This window comes from Phaeovulum sp. (genome assembly GCF_041596715.1).
GTDB lineage: Bacteria > Pseudomonadota > Alphaproteobacteria > Rhodobacterales > Rhodobacteraceae > UBA6213.
Window position 1 is genome coordinate 1 of sequence record NZ_JBFHIA010000035.1, and the last position, 16,928, is coordinate 16,928.

18 protein-coding genes are annotated in these 16,928 nt (G+C 62.0%); 7 read left to right on the plus strand and 11 right to left on the minus strand.

Annotated features, from left to right (window positions below):
- From ABY403_RS04035 to ABY403_RS04055, 5 genes are all read left to right on the plus strand, one after another.
- Positions 1 to 670: ATP12 family chaperone protein (locus tag ABY403_RS04035; RefSeq protein WP_372839126.1), on the plus strand; the 670-nt coding region annotated here is incomplete at its 5' end.
- A gap of 194 nt (positions 671 to 864) precedes the next feature.
- Positions 865 to 1,881 (plus strand): amino acid ABC transporter substrate-binding protein, encoded by a 1,017-nt coding sequence (locus tag ABY403_RS04040; protein ID WP_372839128.1) that lies wholly within the window; start codon positions 865 to 867, stop codon positions 1,879 to 1,881.
- A gap of 146 nt (positions 1,882 to 2,027) precedes the next feature.
- Positions 2,028 to 3,278 (plus strand): amino acid ABC transporter permease, encoded by a 1,251-nt coding sequence (locus tag ABY403_RS04045; protein ID WP_372839131.1) that lies wholly within the window; start codon positions 2,028 to 2,030, stop codon positions 3,276 to 3,278.
- A 1-nt stretch (position 3,279) separates the two neighbouring features.
- The gene (locus ABY403_RS04050; protein WP_372839134.1) at positions 3,280 to 4,728 is read left to right on the plus strand and encodes an amino acid ABC transporter permease; all 1,449 of its coding nucleotides are present in this window, start codon (positions 3,280 to 3,282) and stop codon (positions 4,726 to 4,728) included.
- Between the two features lie 10 nt (positions 4,729 to 4,738).
- A complete protein-coding gene (locus ABY403_RS04055; protein WP_372839136.1) occupies positions 4,739 to 5,530 on the plus strand; it encodes an amino acid ABC transporter ATP-binding protein in 792 nt (263 codons plus the stop codon).
- 64 nt (positions 5,531 to 5,594) lie between these two features.
- Here the strand turns inward: ABY403_RS04055 and ABY403_RS04060 are convergent, their stop codons facing one another.
- The 11 genes from ABY403_RS04060 to rpmH all read right to left on the minus strand — a co-directional run bounded on the left by ABY403_RS04060 (position 5,595) and on the right by rpmH (position 14,586).
- On the minus strand, positions 5,595 to 6,113 hold the full coding sequence (locus ABY403_RS04060) for a histidine phosphatase family protein (protein ID WP_372839138.1): 519 nt from the start codon (positions 6,111 to 6,113) through the stop codon (positions 5,595 to 5,597).
- Complete coding sequence (locus ABY403_RS04065; RefSeq protein WP_372839141.1) at positions 6,110 to 6,757, minus strand: ferredoxin; 648 nt, start codon at positions 6,755 to 6,757, stop codon at positions 6,110 to 6,112. The genes ABY403_RS04060 and ABY403_RS04065 overlap by 4 nt, the downstream gene beginning before the upstream one ends.
- Positions 6,754 to 7,632, minus strand: coding sequence for an acetylglutamate kinase (argB, locus tag ABY403_RS04070; RefSeq protein WP_372839144.1), 879 nt, complete (start codon positions 7,630 to 7,632; stop codon positions 6,754 to 6,756). The genes ABY403_RS04065 and argB overlap by 4 nt, the downstream gene beginning before the upstream one ends.
- Before the next feature lie 140 nt (positions 7,633 to 7,772).
- The gene (gene yihA, locus ABY403_RS04075) at positions 7,773 to 8,420 is read right to left on the minus strand and encodes a ribosome biogenesis GTP-binding protein YihA/YsxC (protein ID WP_372839146.1); all 648 of its coding nucleotides are present in this window, start codon (positions 8,418 to 8,420) and stop codon (positions 7,773 to 7,775) included.
- Positions 8,420 to 9,172 (minus strand): MOSC domain-containing protein, encoded by a 753-nt coding sequence (locus ABY403_RS04080; protein WP_372839149.1) that lies wholly within the window; start codon positions 9,170 to 9,172, stop codon positions 8,420 to 8,422. The genes yihA and ABY403_RS04080 overlap by 1 nt, the downstream gene beginning before the upstream one ends.
- Positions 9,169 to 11,055 (minus strand): membrane protein insertase YidC, encoded by a 1,887-nt coding sequence (gene yidC, locus ABY403_RS04085; protein ID WP_372839152.1) that lies wholly within the window; start codon positions 11,053 to 11,055, stop codon positions 9,169 to 9,171. The genes ABY403_RS04080 and yidC overlap by 4 nt, the downstream gene beginning before the upstream one ends.
- A 216-nt stretch (positions 11,056 to 11,271) precedes the next feature.
- Positions 11,272 to 12,798: an EAL domain-containing protein gene (locus tag ABY403_RS04090; protein ID WP_372839155.1), complete on the minus strand. Its 1,527-nt coding sequence runs from the start codon at positions 12,796 to 12,798 to the stop codon at positions 11,272 to 11,274.
- Between the two features lie 73 nt (positions 12,799 to 12,871).
- Entirely contained in the window at positions 12,872 to 13,762 is an 891-nt protein-coding gene (ttcA, locus tag ABY403_RS04095) for a tRNA 2-thiocytidine(32) synthetase TtcA (protein ID WP_372839158.1), read from the minus strand.
- Positions 13,755 to 13,997 carry a membrane protein insertion efficiency factor YidD gene (gene yidD, locus ABY403_RS04100; RefSeq protein ID WP_372839161.1) on the minus strand — a complete coding sequence of 81 codons (243 nt, stop codon included), beginning with the start codon at positions 13,995 to 13,997 and terminating at the stop codon, positions 13,755 to 13,757. Before yidD ends, ttcA begins: the two co-directional genes overlap by 8 nt.
- On the minus strand, positions 13,994 to 14,434 hold the full coding sequence (gene rnpA, locus ABY403_RS04105; RefSeq protein ID WP_372839164.1) for a ribonuclease P protein component: 441 nt from the start codon (positions 14,432 to 14,434) through the stop codon (positions 13,994 to 13,996). The genes yidD and rnpA overlap by 4 nt, the downstream gene beginning before the upstream one ends.
- A gap of 17 nt (positions 14,435 to 14,451) precedes the next feature.
- On the minus strand, positions 14,452 to 14,586 hold the full coding sequence (gene rpmH, locus ABY403_RS04110; RefSeq protein WP_305184283.1) for a 50S ribosomal protein L34: 135 nt from the start codon (positions 14,584 to 14,586) through the stop codon (positions 14,452 to 14,454).
- A 242-nt stretch (positions 14,587 to 14,828) separates the two neighbouring features.
- Between rpmH and ABY403_RS04115 the strand changes: the two genes are divergently transcribed.
- The gene (locus ABY403_RS04115; RefSeq protein ID WP_372839168.1) at positions 14,829 to 16,226 is read left to right on the plus strand and encodes a sensor histidine kinase; all 1,398 of its coding nucleotides are present in this window, start codon (positions 14,829 to 14,831) and stop codon (positions 16,224 to 16,226) included.
- A gap of 293 nt (positions 16,227 to 16,519) precedes the next feature.
- On the plus strand, positions 16,520 to 16,928 hold a 409-nt coding region (locus tag ABY403_RS04120), incomplete at its 3' end, for a DUF4405 domain-containing protein (protein WP_372839171.1).

The following is a 16,928-nucleotide window of genomic DNA, read 5'->3' on the forward strand; positions in this document are numbered from 1 at the left end:
CCCCGAGGGCTTTGGCGTCGCGCTTGACGGACGCGCGGTCAAAACCCCGGCCAAAGCGACGCTGGCATTGCCAAGCCGGGCGCTGGCCGAAGCGATTGCCGCGGAATGGGATGCCCAGCAAGGCGAAATCGACCCGCGCCAGATGCCGATGACTCGCGCGGCGAATGCTGCAATCGACAAGGTGGCAACGCAGCACGCCGAGGTTGCCGCGCTGGTGGCCGAATATGGTGGAACCGATCTGCTCTGCTACCGCGCTACCACACCCGCCGCCTTGCGGATGCGGCAGGATTCTGCATGGCAGCCGTGGCTTGATTGGGCGGAGGCGACTTTTTCTGCGCGACTGATCGTGACGGAAGGCGTGACACCTGTGTCACAAGATGTGGAAAGCACCACGCGGCTCGCCGCTGCGGTTGCGGCGATGGGCCCATTCGAGCTTGCGGCGCTTTACGATCTGGTAGCGATCAGCGGCAGTCTTGTGCTTGGGCTTGCGGTTTCGGAAGGGCGGCTGACGGCCGACACCGCGTGGAACATATCTCGGATCGACGAGGACTGGCAGATCGCGCAATGGGGCGAAGACGAAGAAGCGACCGCCCATGCCGAACGCAAGCGCGCGGCGATTTGCGATGCGGAACGGTTTTTGAAACTCGTACGCGCAGGGTCTGAAACCTGAAGGCAGCGCCGATCTTTTAAGCGATGCGCGAATCGCTTTGGATGCGCTAGTGTTTGACACAAGAGCGCCCTTGACGCGCTCTTTCATCTTTGAACTAACTTGGCGTACCGGGGCATACCCCTAATCAGAACTACGGCTTAGCGGCCGAAATAACCGCCCTGCTTAATGGGTGGCAACTCAGGAAGAGGTAAGACATGAAGAAATCCGTATTTTTTGGTTCACTCACCGTGGCCGGCATGGTTGCCGGCTTTGCGGCTGCGGGGACGCTTGAAGACGTCGTCGCGCGTGGCGAGTTGAACTGCGGCGTGAACACCGGCCTCGTGGGCTTTGCTGCGCCCGATGCCAATGGCAACTGGTCAGGCTTTGACGTGGCGGTTTGCAAGGCAATCGCCGCCGCCGTGCTGGGTGACCCGAACAAGGTGAAGTATGTGCCCACTTCGGGCCAGACCCGCTTCACCGCGCTCGCTTCGGGCGAGATCGACGTGCTGGCGCGTAACTCGACCTGGACCTTCACCCGTGACGTTGACCTGAAGCTCGATTTCGTCGGCGTGAACTACTACGACGGTCAGGGCTTCATGGTTCCGAAGGCGCTTGGCGTTTCGTCGGCGAAAGAACTTGATGGCGCCACCGTCTGTATCCAGACCGGCACCACGACCGAGCTGAACCTGGCCGACTTCTTCAAAGCCAACAACATGAGCTATTCGCCCATCGCGATCGATTCGAACGCAGAAGGCGAACAGCAATATCTGGCCGGCGCTTGCGATGCCTACACCACCGACGCGTCGGGCCTTGCGGCTACCCGTGCGGCTTTTGCCAACCCGGGCGACCACATCATCCTTCCCGAAATCATCTCGAAAGAGCCGCTCGGGCCGGTTGTGCGCCACGGCGACAACCAGTGGGGTGATATCGTTCGCTGGACGCTCAACGCTCTGATCGCCGCCGAAGAATACGGCATCACCTCGGCGAACCTTGAAGAGCTGTCGAAAGGCTCGACCAACCCTGAAATCGATCGTCTGCTCGGCACCTCGGGCGACCTTGGCCCGATGTTCGGCCTCGATAACCTCTGGGCCAAGCGTGCTATCGCTGCCAGCGGCAACTACGGCGAAATCTTCGCCGCAACGATCGGTGAATCGACCCCGATCGGGCTTGCTCGCGGCTTGAACGCCCAGTGGACGCAGGGTGGCCTGCTCTACGCGCCGCCGTTCCGTTGATCGGGATCTGAAACATGGGCGCGCGAAGCAGACTTCGCGCGCCCAGTCCTTTCTACCAAACGAAAATCTGACGGCATGGGGCGCAAGAGACCCCGAGAACAGCGGCGCAAATGCCGATGGTGCCGATCAGATCAGGGGAACGTAGTATGGCCATAGCCTCCGAACCGCCGAAGCATGGCTTTCGGCTTAGTCAGCTTCTTTACGACACGCGATACCGCTCGATGACCATTCAGGTTGTCGTGATGATGATGTTCATGGCGTTCGCTGCATGGCTTGTCGATAATACCGTCTCAAACCTCGCCGCGCGCGGCAAGGACTTCAACTTTGGCTTTCTGGGCGTGCGGTCGGGCTATGACATTGGCCAGCGGCTGATCGCCTACGATTCCGATAGCACACACGCCCGTGCCATGCTGGTCGGGTTGCTCAACACGCTGCTGGTCTCGTTTCTGGGCTGCATCGTCGCAACCGTGATCGGCGTTTTTGTAGGCGTGCTGCGGCTGAGCAAGAACTGGCTCGTCGCGCGTCTGATGACGATCTACGTCGAGATTTTCCGCAACGTTCCGGTGCTGCTATGGATTCTTATCATCCTTGCGGTGTTCACCGAAGCGGCGCCGCTGCCCAATGCCTTCAAGGAAGGCGGCGATGCCTCGATGATGCTGTTTGATTCCATCGCGGTGACCAATCGTTATACCGCGGTGCCAGACCCGCTTTTCTCGCGCAGTCTTGGCAATATCGACATCGGCATTTTCCTGATTTCCAGCGACCTGTTGGCGCTGATCGCGGCGATTGTCGCTGGCTGGTATGCCCGCCGCATTGTGCTGCGCCGCGCGACCTTCGTGCAAAACGCGACCGGCGAACGCCCCGTGACATGGTGGAAATCGGCAGCACTCTTGATTCTGCCGGGGGTCTTGACGCTTTGGGCGCTGGGGTTCCACCTCGGCTATCCGTCGCTGCAAGGTTTCAATTTCACTGGCGGTATCAACGTTTCAAACGCCTTCATGTCATTGTGGCTGGCGCTTTCGCTTTATACAGGCGCTTTCATCGCCGAGATCGTGCGCTCTGGCGTCATGGCTATCTCGCATGGCCAAACAGAAGCCGCCTATGCGCTGGGGCTGCGCCCCGGTCGCACGATGAATTTGGTGATTCTGCCGCAGGCGCTGCGGGTCATCATTCCGCCGCTGATCTCGCAGTTTCTGAACCTGACCAAGAACTCGTCGCTGGCAATCGCCACGGGGTATCTTGATCTGCGCGGCACGCTGGGTGGCATCACGCTGAACCAGACAGGCCGCGAGTTGGAAACGGTGCTGCTGATGATGCTGATCTATCTGGTGCTGAGCCTGATGATCTCGGGGGCAATGAATATCTACAACGCCTCCGTCAAACTGAAGGAGCGCTGAGATGGCTGAACATCGCACCGCCGCTTTTGTGCGCACCGAGATGCTTCCCGAAAAGGCCCCGCCGGTTAGCGAGGTTGGGATAATTCGGTGGCTGCGCGAAAACCTGTTCTCCGGCCCCCTCAACACTGTGCTGACTTTTATGGGGCTGTTCATCATCTACTTCATGATCAAGGAATACTCGCCTTGGCTGCGCCATTCAGTATGGAATGCAGCCTCGGTAGGCGAGTGCCGCGATATCGTGACGGCCAAATACGGCGAAGGTGCCACTGGCGCATGCTGGGCGATCATTCGTGATCGCTGGAACATGTTCATGTTCGGCTTTTATCCGCGCGAGCTTTACTGGCGCCCGACACTGGCCTTGGGCTTGCTGATCTTTGCCGCAGCACCCGTGCTTTTCTCTGAAAGCCGCATGATCCGCATGTGGGTTCTGGGCGTGGTCTCGGTATTCCTTATGGTGGCCTTTCCGGGCCTTGGCGTCCCGAACGGCGATACCGCGCTGCTTGCGGTCTTGCTGGTGGCGATGCTGGCGGCGGCATGGGCGCGGCCGTGGGCGCTTCTGTGGCTGACAGCCATCTATCCGGGCCTTGCGGTCTGGATGCTTTGGGGCGGCTCGGTTTGGGGGCCCACGCTGGCAATGGCGGGCTTTGTGATTGGCTGGGCCGCGTGGCTGGCGACACGGCGCCTTGGCACCATTCTGTCGGTCGGCGCGGCGGTTCTGGTGCCGGTCTTGTGGTGGCTCTTTGGGATCGCGCCGGTGCAGGCGTTTCTTGACGCGGGTTTGCCGTTCGCCATCGAAGGCGTTCGCTCTGAAAAGTTCGGCGGCTTTGTCCTTGCGCTGACAATCGGCGTGGCGGGTATTGCGCTCAGCCTGCCGATGGGCGTGGTGCTGGCCTTGGCGCGGCGCTCTGACATGCTGCTGGTCAAGGCGCTGGCGGTTGGGTTTATCGAGTTCATCCGTGGTGTGCCGCTGATTTCGCTGCTGTTCGTGGCCTCGCTTTTGCTCAACTACTTCCTGCCGCCGGGCACCAATTTCGACATCATCCTGCGCGTCATCATCATGGTCACGATGTTTGCCGCAGCCTATATTGCAGAGGTGGTGCGGGGCGGTCTTGCGGCGCTGCCGCGCGGGCAATACGAGGCGGCCGACTCGCTTGGGCTGGATTACTGGAAGGCGCAGCGGCTGATCATTCTGCCGCAGGCGCTGAAAATCTCGATCCCCGGCATCGTCTCCACCTTCATCGGCCTGTTCAAGGATACCACGCTGGTGGTGTTCGTGGGCTTGCTGGACCCGCTGAAGGGCATCACCGATTCAGTGCGCGCCAGCTTTGAATGGAAAGGCGCCTACTGGGAGCCTTACATCTTTGTCGGCTGCATCTTCTTCATCTTCAACTTCAGCATGTCGCGCTATTCGATGTATCTCGAGCGTCGGCTGCACCGTGACCACGAGTAAGGAGCCCGCCATGTCGGAAGCTAAAATCGAACGCAAAATCGACCGCTCGCATATGACGGTCACCGACGAGGTGGCAATTCAGATCACTGCGATGAACAAATGGTTCGGCACCTTCCACGTGCTGCGCGACATCAATCTGACCGTGAATCGTGGCGAGCGGATCGTGATCGCCGGGCCTTCTGGGTCTGGCAAATCAACGCTGATCCGCTGCATCAACCGGCTCGAAGAACACCAGTCGGGGCAGATCATCGTCGATGGCACAGAACTGACCAGTGACCTCAAGAACATCGACAAGGTGCGCTCGGAAGTGGGGATGGTGTTTCAGCACTTCAACCTCTTTCCGCACCTGACGATTCTTGAAAACCTAACGCTGGCGCCGATCTGGGTGCGCAAGGTGCCAAAGAAAGAGGCCGACGAGGTGGCGATGTATTACCTCGAAAAGGTCAAGATTCCCGAACAGGCGCTGAAATACCCCGGCCAGCTTTCGGGCGGCCAGCAGCAGCGCGTGGCAATTGCGCGCTCGCTTTGCATGAAGCCGCGCATCATGCTGTTTGACGAGCCGACCTCGGCGCTCGACCCAGAGATGATCAAGGAAGTGCTCGACACGATGATCGAGCTTGCCGAAGAAGGCATGACGATGATTTGCGTCACGCACGAGATGGGTTTTGCACAGGCCGTGGCCAACCGCGTGATCTTCATGGATCAGGGCCAGATCGTCGAACAGAACGAACCCTACGAGTTCTTCAACAACCCGCAGTCAGAGCGCACCAAGCTGTTCCTGAGCCAGATTCTGGGGCACTGAATCCGAGGGTGGCCAAGGCAGGCCGTATTTTAAAAAAGGGGCGCTTGCGGCCCCTTTTTTCGTTTCAGCCGCGCCCGGCGGGCAAGAAGAAGTCGAGCATCGATCCTTCGCCAAGGCGCAGATCGGCCCAGTCGTTGATCTGAAAGTCGATCACCGTGGTGGCCGTGGTTGGGTAACGCGCGAAGGCAGGCGTCAGTGGCGGTCGGGCGCAAAGCTGGCGCGCAAAATCGGCGATGCCGGGGTTATGCGCCAATACCATGACCGAGGCCGCAGTGGCGGTTTTGAGCACGGCCAGCAGGTTTTCTGGCGCGGCCTGATAAAGCTCTGCCTCGATGCGTACCACCGGGCGCACTTCAAGCACGGCTGCGGCGACATGTTCCCACGTCTCGCGCGTACGAAGCGAGGAGGAACAGAGCACCTCTTCGGGTTCATACCCGCGCGAAGCGAGCCAGTCGCCAAGCTCGCGTGCAGCTAGTCTGCCGCGCGCGTTCAGTGGCCGCTCGTGGTCGGCTATTGCCGGATTGTCCCATGCGGATTTTGCGTGGCGCGTGAGAATCAGGCGTCGGTGTCCCTGCGGTGTCATTTGTGGAATTGCCTCATGTGCCAGGCCGATTGCTGTGGCAGCCTGCCATAGGCAGCACTCAAGGGGCAAGCGCGGCGAACGCCGCAGCCCAAAGAAAGGCAATCTTCGCCAAGGGCGGTTTCAAGAAAATCATGGCAAGCCGCGACATTATAGCGCGATCTTCCGAGCGCCCCCGCAGGGCAGGCCGTAGCACAGGGTGCGGGGCAGCCGATGCAGGGGCTTGGTTTGGGTGCGGGCAGCGCCAGCACCGTATCCAGCGCTAGCGCCCCGCGATAAGAGGCCATCAGCCCCATACGGTGATGAACCAGCAGCGAAACGGGTGAAGCGAATGCCTCGCCAGTCTTGATCGCCCAGTCGAAAAAGGGCGGCCACGGCGGGCCCGCAAACGGAAATAGCGGTGTTGCGCCAAATCGCTTCGCCAGCGCGCCGATCACCCGCGCCGACCAGCGATCTAGCGGGTCAGGCGCGTCGTCGGCAAACTCTGGCGCTGCGGTGACATGTGGCCAAAAGCCCGGCTCGGCGGGGGAAAGCAGCACCAGTGTGCCGCAGCCTTCGGGGGCGCCATCGCCCGCGCAGGGGTGGAATGCACCAGAAACGAACAGCCGCTCTGTCGCCGCGGCTGCGTCGATTGCCGCGAGCGTCACCGCGAATGCGGCTTGATGCGCGGTTCTGTAGAGCGGATCAGGCTGCCCGCGCCGTGGTCGGTAAAGAGTTCGAGCAGGCAGGCATTCGATACACGGCCATCAAGAATGACAACGGCGCGCACACCGTCTTCGATCGCTTTCAGGGCAGTTTCGGCCTTGGGGATCATGCCGCCGGCAATGGTGCCATCTGCGATCATGTCGTGAACCTCGGCGGGGCTCATTTGCGTGACAACCTCACCGGCCTTATTCTTGATGCCTGCCACGTCGGTCAACAACAGCAGCCGGTCGGCCTGAAGCGCGCCGGCAATGGCCCCCGCAGCTGTATCGCCGTTGACGTTGAAGGTTTCGTTATCCTTGACGCCGGTAGCCACGGGCGCCACGACGGGGATAATTCCGGCGTTGTAGAGATCGCGCAGCACTTGCACGTTCATCTCGACCGGCCTGCCGACAAAGCCGAGTTCGGGGTCGTCGGCCTCGCAGACCATCAGATCGTCGTCTTTGCCCGAAATGCCCACGGCGCGGCCGCCCTGATCATTGATCGCTTGGACGATGCGTTTGTTTACAAGGCCCGAAAGCACCATTTCGACCACTTCGACGGTGGCTTGATCGGTGACGCGCTTGCCGCGAATCCATTCAGAAACGATGCCGAGTTTGCCCAGCAGATCGTTGATCATCGGGCCGCCGCCATGCACCACCACCGGGTTCATGCCGACCTGTCGCATCAGCACGATGTCGCGGGCGAAATCGGCCATCGCCTGTTCGTCACCCATGGCGTTGCCGCCGAACTTCACCACCACCACGGCGCCGGTATAGCGCTGCAGGTAGGGCAAGGCCTCGGAAAGCGTGCGGGCGGTAGCGATCCAATCACGGTTCATGCTTTGCGGTCTCATATGAGGGGTCCTTGGGGCGCGCGGTGCAGGCCTAGTGTTACGGCCAATCGTGCGCCCTGCCAAGGGGTTGGGCTTGCGAGGGTGCTGCGCTCCGCGGGGGATATTTGGCTGAAGCAGGTGCCGGGTCAGGCGAGAGCGGCGATCAGCGCGCGCAAGGTTTCGATGCCATCACCCTTTTCGGAAGATGTGACGACAAGTTCCGGGTAGGCCGCGGGATGCTTGGCCAGCGCCGCACGAACCTGATCGACGATGACGTTTCGTTCAGCTTGGCTGACCTTGTCGGCCTTTGTCAGAACCACCTGAAATGTAACTGCCGAACGGTCCAAGAGCGACATGGTGTCTTCGTCGACCGATTTTACGCCGTGGCGTGTATCGACCAGCACGAAGGCGCGGCGCAGCGTGGCGCGGCCCGAGAGGTAGGATTTGAGCAGGCGCTGCCACTTTTCAACCGTGGCTTTGGGTGCCTCGGCATAGCCGTAGCCGGGAAGGTCTACGAGATAGGGGCCCATGGTGGTGAAATAGTTGATTTCCTGCGTGCGCCCGGGGGTGTTGGACGCGCGCGCCAGAGCTTTGCGCCCGGTCAGCGCGTTGATCAGGCTTGATTTACCGACGTTGGAGCGGCCGGCGAAACAGACTTCAAGCCTGTCGGCGGGTGGCAGCCCATCCATCGCCACAACGCCTTTGAGAAAATCGACCGGGCCCGCAAAAAGCAGGCGCCCCTTTTCGCGGGCGTCGTGGTCGGGTTCTGGGGCAAGCGCGAATTGGATCTGCATCAGAGCACCTCTATTGCGTCGCCGCGTGCGATTTCGCCGCCGGTAAGAACCCGGGCATAGACGCCAAGGTCCTTGTGGCCCCAGAGGCTTTCCAATGCCGCGAGTGTATCGCAATCGCTTGCGCCGGTCTCGGGGTTTACGGTGGTGGCGCGGCAGCGGGTGATGGGTTGGACGATCTCGAACGTGGCGCTGCCTATCCGGATGCGATGCCCGATCAGCGCGCGTTCGCGCAAGGGCTCCCACCCCTCGACCCAGAGGTTGGCGCGCCAGCGGTTGATGTGCAGCGTCTGCCCGGCGTGGTGCGAAAGATCTGCAAGCGACGACAGCGACAGCAGCGAAATAAACGGTTCTGCCCAGTCTGTCATTGCTTGCCCCGGAACCTCGACCACATGGCTGGGAGCGGGGCGGTCATCGGGCCAGAGCGGTTGCAGCCAAGTGACAAGACGGTCGCGATCTGCCGCATTGCTCATATTTAGCGTGATGGTTCCGGCGCGCGGGTGGCGCAGCGTTACGATCGCGTCATCGCAAGCCGCGTTGATCGCCATCAGTTCCGGCCCGGCGACACCGCGCAGAAAGTTCATTTTCGGCTGCCACGCCTCTGGCTGACCGGAAAACTTGGCCGCCTCATGCGCAACGGCCCAGCGCCGATCAGAAGGCAAGGCGCGCCCCTTGGAAAGGGACGCGCTCTCGATTTCTTCAACACCGATCGCCTTGATCGGGTGGCGCAGGATATGGGCTAGCCGCGCGGTCATTTTTTCGGCGGCGGCGCTGGCTTTTTCTTGAAGCCATCCAGGATGTTGCCGAAAAGGTCGGGGCGTTTGTGGTGCATCGACATGATCGTGTACTGCTGGATGAAGGTGATCGTGTTGTTGGCGATCCAGTAGACCACGAGGCCCGAGGCAAAGCTGCCCAGCATGAACATGAATACCCAAGGCATCCAGGCAAAGATCATCTTTTGCGTCGGGTCGGTGGGGGCGGGGTTCAGCTTTTGCTGGAACCACATCGAGATGCCGAGCAGAATCGGCAGCACGCCGAGCGAAAGAATATAGAATATCGAGCCTTGATCCGGCGGCGCATAGGGCAGCAGCCCGAAGAGGTTGAGGATCGACGAGGGGTCGGGTGCCGAAAGGTCACGGATCCAGCCGAACCACGGGGCGTGGCGCAATTCGATCGTGACGTAGATCACCTTGTAGAGCGAGAAGAAGATCGGAATCTGCAAAAGGATCGGCAGGCAGCCCGACGCCGGGTTGACCTTTTCGCGCTTGTAGAGCGCCATCATCTCTTGCTGCATCTTGGCTTTGTCTTCGCCAGTGCGCTCCTTCAGCTTTTCCATCTCGGGCTGAAGTTCCTTCATCTTGGCCATCGAGACGTAGGATTTGCGCGCAAGCGGGAACACCAGAAGCTTGATGATGACGGTCAGCGCGATGATCGCCCAGCCCATGTTGCCAATGGCGCCGTGCAGCCAGTGCAGCAGGCTGAACATCGGCTTGGTCAGGAAATAAAACCATCCCCAGTCGATCGAATCGATGAAGCGGTTGATTTGCGGCTGGTTCGGATCGACCTTGGCACCGAACAGGCCGGCAAGAAAGCTTGGGTCGTTCTGGTAGCGGCTGATGGTTTCCCATTCCTTGGCCCCTGCGAATAGCAGCGACGAGGTGCTGGCGGTTGCACCCGCAGCGACCTCGACCACAGGGAAACGTGTCTCGGCTTGGTAGATATCGGCGCTGGGCGTGTATTTGATGACCGAGGTAAAGCTTTGCCCCGGAACAGGTGCCAGTGTCGTCATCCAGTATTTGTCGGTGAAGCCGGTCCAGCCGTTCGCTGCAACGTCGATCAACTCGGCCGGACCTTCGACTGGCACCGTGTCGAGCTTGGTGATGTCTTTGTAGTCCAGTTCTTGCAACTTGCCGTCCGACATGCGCACGGCACCTTCGTGCAGCACATAGACCGAGTTGGTGCTGGGAATGCCGTGGCGCGCGACGATACCGTAGGGGGCAAGGCGCACTGCCGTGGCCGTGGTGTTTGTGACCGACTGGTTGATGGTGAAGAGATAGTCGTCATCAATCGAAATCTCGCGATTGAAGATCAGGCCAGCGCCGTTATCCCAGGTCAGCGTGACGGGTTTGCCGGGGGCCAATGTCGCACCGTCAGGCGCGGTCCAGAGCGTGCGGGCATTCGGCACAAGAGTGGGGTCGAGCCCGGCAGCCGGGCTCCAGCCATAAACCACGTAGTAGGGTTTTGCGGCGTTGAGCTCGGTGCCGCCGACAGGTGCCAGCAGCCGCACATTGGGCGAGTCCGCATCGAGGGTTTCATTGTAGCCAACAAGCGACAGATCGTCGATCCGGCCACCGAGCAGCGAGATGGAGCCTTGCAGACGCGGCGTGTCGATGACGATGCGCGGCGCCGTGGCAAGCTCGGTCTGCGCCGCCTCTGCGGCAGCGGCGAGAGCGCCAACTCCTGCGGGTGCGGCGTCGGGCGCAAGCGTTGGCGCGGCAGCCGTGACGTCGGTCTGCACCGTGGTTTCGTCCGCAACGGGCACAACCGGGGCAGGCGGCGCGAAGACCGTGTACCAAAGCAGGATGACCACGAAGGAAAGCACGGTCGCGAGAATGAGATTCTTGTTCTGATCGTCCATCGGGGTACCCGCAAAGGTTCTGTGATGGGGTGGTTCAACAGAAGGGGGCAAGAAAGGTCAAGCGGTTTTCCCCCGGATTGCCACCACGGTGCGGTGATTGCCCGGATCAAGGCCAAGGTCGCTGCTTTGTCGCGTTTTGGCTGGGCCAAATCGGCGCTTTTTACTTGCCCGCAACGGGGTGCGAAGGCCGCGCCGCAGGCGGATTCGCAGCGGCGTTCAGCGTTTGCGGCGGGTGATCGGCGGTGCGGGTTGCAGCTTGCCCCGATGCCGCGTGATCCATTCTTGCGTATCTTCAAAGGCCATCGCGCGCGCAACAACAGGGCCTTGCAGGTGGCCGCAGCCGAGCTGCGCCAGCATCGCATGTTCGCCAATGCTCGCCACCCCATCGGCCAGTGTTTCGAGGCCTAGCTGTGCTGCCAGCGAAAGGATCGCGGCGACCATGCTTTGCGCCTCGGGGTCGGCATCAACGCGCGTAATGAAACTGCGCTGGATGCGAAGCCTTTGCACGGCGTATCGGCGCAGGGCGGCAATCGGCGCGGGGCCGTCGCCAAAACCCGCAAGTTCGATCGCACAGCCAAGCCGTGCCAGCGCGGCCAGTGTGCGTGCGACCATCTCCTGCGCGCCGTCGGTTGCTGCCGCCTCGGGCACCAACAGGCGCAGGCGCGCGGGCGGAAACTCGAAGCGGTCAAGCTCCCACTTCAACCGGTCTGGAAATTGCGGGTTGCGCAATTCGTCCAACGACAAGGGCAGCGTCAGGGCGATAGCGGGCAAGCCGGCAGTGGCCCAGCCGCGCGCGGCGGAAAAGCCGTGGTAAAGCAACACCTCGCCCAGCCGCGCGCGCAGGCCCGCAGCCTGAACAGCCGCCAAGACTGCGGCGGAGTCAGGCAGATCCGCATCGGCTTGCAGCCAGCGCGGCACCAGTTCAAAGCCCGAAATGTCGCCGGTATCCGCGCTGATCTGCGGCAAGAAATACGCGACGATCTTGCCATCTTCCTGCGCCGCGCTGACCGCTTCAACCTGTTCCGACCGCTCTCGCGTCGCGCGCGCGATTTCGGAAGAATAGGCACGAATCGAGCCGGGCCCTTGCCGCAGCGCCTCATCTGCCGCGGTTTCGGCAGCGTCGAGCATAGCGCTGCCGCCCGATGCAGGCGCGCGCGATACGAGGCAAAACCCGACATGTGCTGAAAGATAGACCGCGCGCGTCTCGATAGATTGCGGCACCTCTGCCGCAGCTTGCAATCGGGTCGCGATTTGCAGCACGCTTTCAAGATCGGCTCGCCGCACTGGCATCAGCACCACCGCAAAGCGCGCTTGGCCCAGATAGGCAACCAGATCGCCTTCCCGCAACACGCCCTGCAACTGCTCGCCCGTGCGTCGCAGGATCTGCGCGTAGGCCGCATCGCCATAGGTGGCCAGCAACGCCTCGGCGTCGTCGATGCCAAGCACGAAGGCTGCGGTCGCGCGATTGGTGGTGACGACCTCGGCCAGCGCCGCATCAAGCGTGGTTACGGCCGCGGCCCGATCCGGCAGCTGAATTGCGGCATCGCGCGCGAGGGTCGCTGCGGGGGATGTGCCGGCATCGCGCGCCAACCATGCCACCGAGAGCGCCGCGCCAATCACCAGCAAAGCGCCCGCGACCCCGTACCAGTATCCGGCAAGCCCGGCGGCAGGAACAAATGCCAGCAGGTCGCCCCGGGCCATACCGCCCAGCCAGCGCAATCCGCGAAGTCGCTTGATGGCCATTCCCGTTACCCGTCGCTTGCTATGGGCCAAGGGCCCCAGACGGCAAAGCTAGGTAGGTTTGGTGAGCCTGCGGTTAATCTTCCTGCCGAAGTTTCGGCGGCATTTGCGCTAAATCTGCGCTTTCCGGCGCGGGGCCGCCGCCTAGCGCAAGCCCTGCAAAATCGAACAGCTGCGCGTCGAGGAGATGCGAGGGGCGTGCATTCATCAGTGCGCGGAACATGACCTGCCGCCGGCCGGGGCTACGCGCCTCCCAGCCATCCAGCATCGCCTTGACCTGCACGCGTTGCAGCCCTTCCTGACTGCCGCAGAGGTCGCAGGGGATGATCGGGTAGGCCATCGCCCGCGCGAATCGCTCGCAGTCGGCTTCGGCAACAAACGCCAGCGGGCGCAGCACGAACAGGTCGCCCTCTTCGTTCACCAGCTTCGGCGGCATCGTGGCCAGCCTGCCGCCGTGAAAGAGGTTCATGAAGAAGGTTTCCAGAATGTCGTCGCGATGATGGCCTAGCACCACGGCGCTGCATCCTTCTTCGCGCGCGATTCGGTAAAGGTTACCGCGCCGAAGCCGCGAGCAGAGGCTGCACATCGTGCCGCCCGGCGCGATTTTCGACGTTACGACCGAATAGGTATCCTGATATTCGACCCGGTGCTTCACCCCCATGCGCGCAAGAAACTCTGGCAGCACGGTGGCGGGAAATCCGGGTTGGCCCTGATCGAGGTTGCAGGCGATCAGTTCCACCGGCAATAGCCCGCGCCACTGCAATTCGTGCAGCACGGCAAGCAGGGTGTAGCTGTCCTTGCCGCCCGAAAGGCAGACCAGCCAGCGCGCGCCGCGTGTGACCATGCCGTAGGCATCTATAGCCTCGCGCACTTCTCGCACCAACCGCTTGCGCAGCTTCTTGAACTCGGTCGTGGCAGGGGCACCTTCGAACAGCGGATGGATGGCGCCGACGTCGTCATCAAGCATCGTCATCGCCTTTGCCGGGGGGCACCGGGTCATAGCCATGCCCGCCCCAAGGGTGGCAGCGCAGCACCCGATGGGTTGCAAGATAGGTGCCCTTGATTGCGCCGTGTTTTTCCAACGCTTCCAGCGCATAGGCCGAGCAGGTGGGTTGAAAGCGGCAGCCATGGCCAACCCATGGGCTGAGCAGCATCCGATAGGCGCGCACCGGCACGGCTACGATATGGGCAAGCGGTGTCACCGGGCGGCTCCATGAATCTGTGCCAGCGCACGTGCAAGCTCTGCTTTCATCGCCGCAAAGTCGCGCGTCGCGGTCGCGTCTGCGCGACCTACCAGTACATAGTCCCAGCCGGGCATTGCGCCAAGGGGCAGCACCGCCCGTGCCAGCGCCCGTAGCCGACGCTTGGCCCGATTGCGCGCCACCGCGTTGCCAACCTTTTTTGAGCAGGTGAATCCAACCCGAACCAGCGCAGGGTTGGTAATCTCGCCTTCGCCGCGGCGGCGCGCCTGTAGCAGAAAAGCGGGTGTGCCTTGGCGGCGTGCCGAAGCGGCGCGCAGGAAATCGGGGCGATTCTGTAGCGTCTCGATCAAGGGACCATTGGCGCAAACGGAAACCGCCGGTGCGCTTCCCGGTTCCCGACCCTCTGGGCCAGTCGCGGGAGCCTCCGGCGGTTTCATGCCGTGTGCCGTTTGGCTTAGGCCGAAAGCTTCGCGCGGCCCTTGGCGCGGCGGGCGTTCAGAACACGACGGCCGCCTTTGGTGGCCATACGCGCGCGGAAGCCGTGGCGGCGGGCGCGGACAAGGTTCGACGGCTGGAACGTGCGCTTCATCGTGGTATCTCCGGTTCAGGCAGCCCGAAAAGATCGGAATCGAGCGCCGCAGTCATTCGAAGCCCGGTCTTTAGTCGGGCTTGCGGCCCAAGTCAATTCATCGAGTGAGGGTTTTTCGACTCTGGGCGCGCAATGCCGCCGATCTGGCTGCTCTACCCTGTTTTTCTTTCGAAAGCTTTGATAACGCTAAAGTGCGCCACGCTGCCGCAAAAGGCTGAACGCATGGCGTGAGCAGGTAAGTCATGGTCGTCAACACGCTCTCGGGTCGGTTTGCGCTGCTCACCACGTTGTTCGTGGTGCTGGCAGAGGTGCTGATCCTATTGCCCTCGCTCGCGGTGTTTCGGCAAGATTACCTTGCCGCGCGGCTGGAGCGTGCGCAAATCGCCTCGCTTGCCCTGCTGACAACGAATGCGATGATCGAACCCGAGCTGGAGGCAGAGTTGCTGCTGAATGCCGGTGTGCTCAACGTCGTGCTGCGGCGTGATGAGGTGCGCGAACTGGTTCTTTCCTCGCCAGTGCCAGAACCGATCTACAAAACCTACGATCTGCGCGAGGCAACCCCCGTGCGGCTTATTGGCGATGCGTTGGCGTTGCTTTTCGATGGCGAAGCCCGTGTGATCCGGGTCATTGGCGCGCCGGTGCAAAGCGGTGGCGAGTTGATCGAGATTACGCTCAAGACCCAATCGCTGCGCGACGAGATGATCGCCTACGGGCTACGGGTGCTGGCGCTTTCGGCGGTGTTTTCAATTGCCACGGCGCTGTTGCTGTTTGTGGCGGCGCGCAGCCTGATCGTGGTGCCAATCCAGAAGGTCGTGCGCCACATGACCGAATGGGCAGAGGCACCCGAAGATGCACGCCGTATCATCGCACCCAAGGCGCGCGTGACCGAGCTACGCGATGCCGAGGTGGCGCTCGCCTCGATGCAGCATCAGCTTGTCGCTTCGCTGCGCCAGAAAGAGCGGCTGGCCCAGCTTGGTCAGGCGGTGGCCAAGATCAGTCATGACTTGCGCAACATTCTGACGACGGCGCAGCTTTTCGCAGACCGCATGGAAGATAGCGCCGACCCCGCCGTGCAACGCGCGGCACCCAAGCTGATCGGCTCGATCTCTCGCGCGGTGAATCTTTGCGAAAGCACGCTTGCCTTCGGGCGCGCGCAGGAACCGCCGCCGACACTGACGCGCTTTATGCTGGCGGCGTTGGTGGCCGAGGTGATCGAGGGCGAGGCGACTGCCGCCGAAGCCGCGGGGGTGGAGTTCATCACCGATATCGCGCCGAACCTTGTTATCCGTGCCGACCGCGACCAATTGCACCGGGTGCTATCGAACCTTGTGCGTAACGCGCGGCAGGCGATCGAGGCCACGGGCAAGCCCGGAACGATTGAACTGGGAGGTGGCGAGGAAGAGGCAGGCTGGTGGGTGCGCGTGGGCGATACGGGGCCGGGTTTGCCAGAACGCGCGCGTACGCACCTGTTCCAGCCGTTTCAGGGCGGCAGCCGCCTTGGCGGCACCGGGTTGGGTCTTGCCATCGCCGCCGAGCTGGTGCGCGGCCACGGCGGGCGGCTGGACCTGCTGCGCACCGATGCCGAGGGCACCGAGTTTCTACTGCATCTGCCGCGCGAGCTTGCCGCCGAAACCGAATAGGTTTGCAATTTCTGCATGACAGGCTTGCCTGCCCCCGGTGGCGTGGCCCTCCCCACACTAACTGTTTGCTGAAACCGCGCGCCCTAGCTGCCATTCTGGCCGTTTTTCCCATGCGTTACGGGTGTTTGTGGGCCATGATCGCCTGCTGAACCATCGCCCGCGTTAAAGGGGCGACGGGGGCTTTGTTTCAATTCGGGCTGCCTTCCGTAGCGTCCAGTACGCGACGGAAGCGGGCTCGGCCCGCGTATAATGCGCGAAATGAAAACATCTTTAATGCACTGCAGGAGCACGTAATGACTTTGCGCACATGGGCCACCCCGTTGATCACCGCCACCTTTGTCGTGACAGCGGTCAGCGGCGTTATGCTATTCTTTCACATGCGCTCGTCGCTCATCACCTTTTCGCATATATGGCTTGGCCTTGCCATGCTGGCGGCCGTGGTTGCGCACCTTTGGCTGAACTGGCGACCCTTCCTGATGTATCTGAAGCGCCCGATTCCTGCGGCCATCATGGCCAGTGGGCTGGTGATCGTCGCGCTATCGTTCATGCCACTCAACGGCGCGCAAGGGGCAGGCGAGGAAGGCCACGGGCCGGGTGCCAGCATGCGGCAGGTGATGTCGGCAATGGGCAATGCCCGTGTCGAGACTCTGGCCGAGCTTTCGGGCAAAACACCCGAAGCGGTGATTGCCGCGCTGGAAGCAA

What these genes read in the sequence shown, in the direction of transcription:
- ABY403_RS04080 (WP_372839149.1), bottom strand. Translation starts at nt 9,172, where the DNA reads ATGACCGCGCGGCTAGCCCATATCCTGCGCCACCCGATCAAGGCGATC.
- ttcA (WP_372839158.1), bottom strand. Translation starts at nt 13,762, where the DNA reads ATGCTTGATGACGACGTCGGCGCCATCCATCCGCTGTTCGAAGGTGCC.
- ABY403_RS04055 (WP_372839136.1), top strand. Translation starts at nt 4,739, where the DNA reads ATGTCGGAAGCTAAAATCGAACGCAAAATCGACCGCTCGCATATGACG.
- yidC (WP_372839152.1), bottom strand. Translation starts at nt 11,055, where the DNA reads ATGGACGATCAGAACAAGAATCTCATTCTCGCGACCGTGCTTTCCTTC.
- ABY403_RS04040 (WP_372839128.1), top strand. Translation starts at nt 865, where the DNA reads ATGAAGAAATCCGTATTTTTTGGTTCACTCACCGTGGCCGGCATGGTT.
- argB (WP_372839144.1), bottom strand. Translation starts at nt 7,632, where the DNA reads ATGAACCGTGATTGGATCGCTACCGCCCGCACGCTTTCCGAGGCCTTG.
- ABY403_RS04115 (WP_372839168.1), top strand. Translation starts at nt 14,829, where the DNA reads ATGGTCGTCAACACGCTCTCGGGTCGGTTTGCGCTGCTCACCACGTTG.
- yihA (WP_372839146.1), bottom strand. Translation starts at nt 8,420, where the DNA reads ATGCAGATCCAATTCGCGCTTGCCCCAGAACCCGACCACGACGCCCGC.
- ABY403_RS04090 (WP_372839155.1), bottom strand. Translation starts at nt 12,798, where the DNA reads ATGGCCATCAAGCGACTTCGCGGATTGCGCTGGCTGGGCGGTATGGCC.
- ABY403_RS04050 (WP_372839134.1), top strand. Translation starts at nt 3,280, where the DNA reads ATGGCTGAACATCGCACCGCCGCTTTTGTGCGCACCGAGATGCTTCCC.
- rnpA (WP_372839164.1), bottom strand. Translation starts at nt 14,434, where the DNA reads ATGAAACCGCCGGAGGCTCCCGCGACTGGCCCAGAGGGTCGGGAACCG.
- ABY403_RS04060 (WP_372839138.1), bottom strand. Translation starts at nt 6,113, where the DNA reads ATGACACCGCAGGGACACCGACGCCTGATTCTCACGCGCCACGCAAAA.
- ABY403_RS04045 (WP_372839131.1), top strand. Translation starts at nt 2,028, where the DNA reads ATGGCCATAGCCTCCGAACCGCCGAAGCATGGCTTTCGGCTTAGTCAG.
- rpmH (WP_305184283.1), bottom strand. Translation starts at nt 14,586, where the DNA reads ATGAAGCGCACGTTCCAGCCGTCGAACCTTGTCCGCGCCCGCCGCCAC.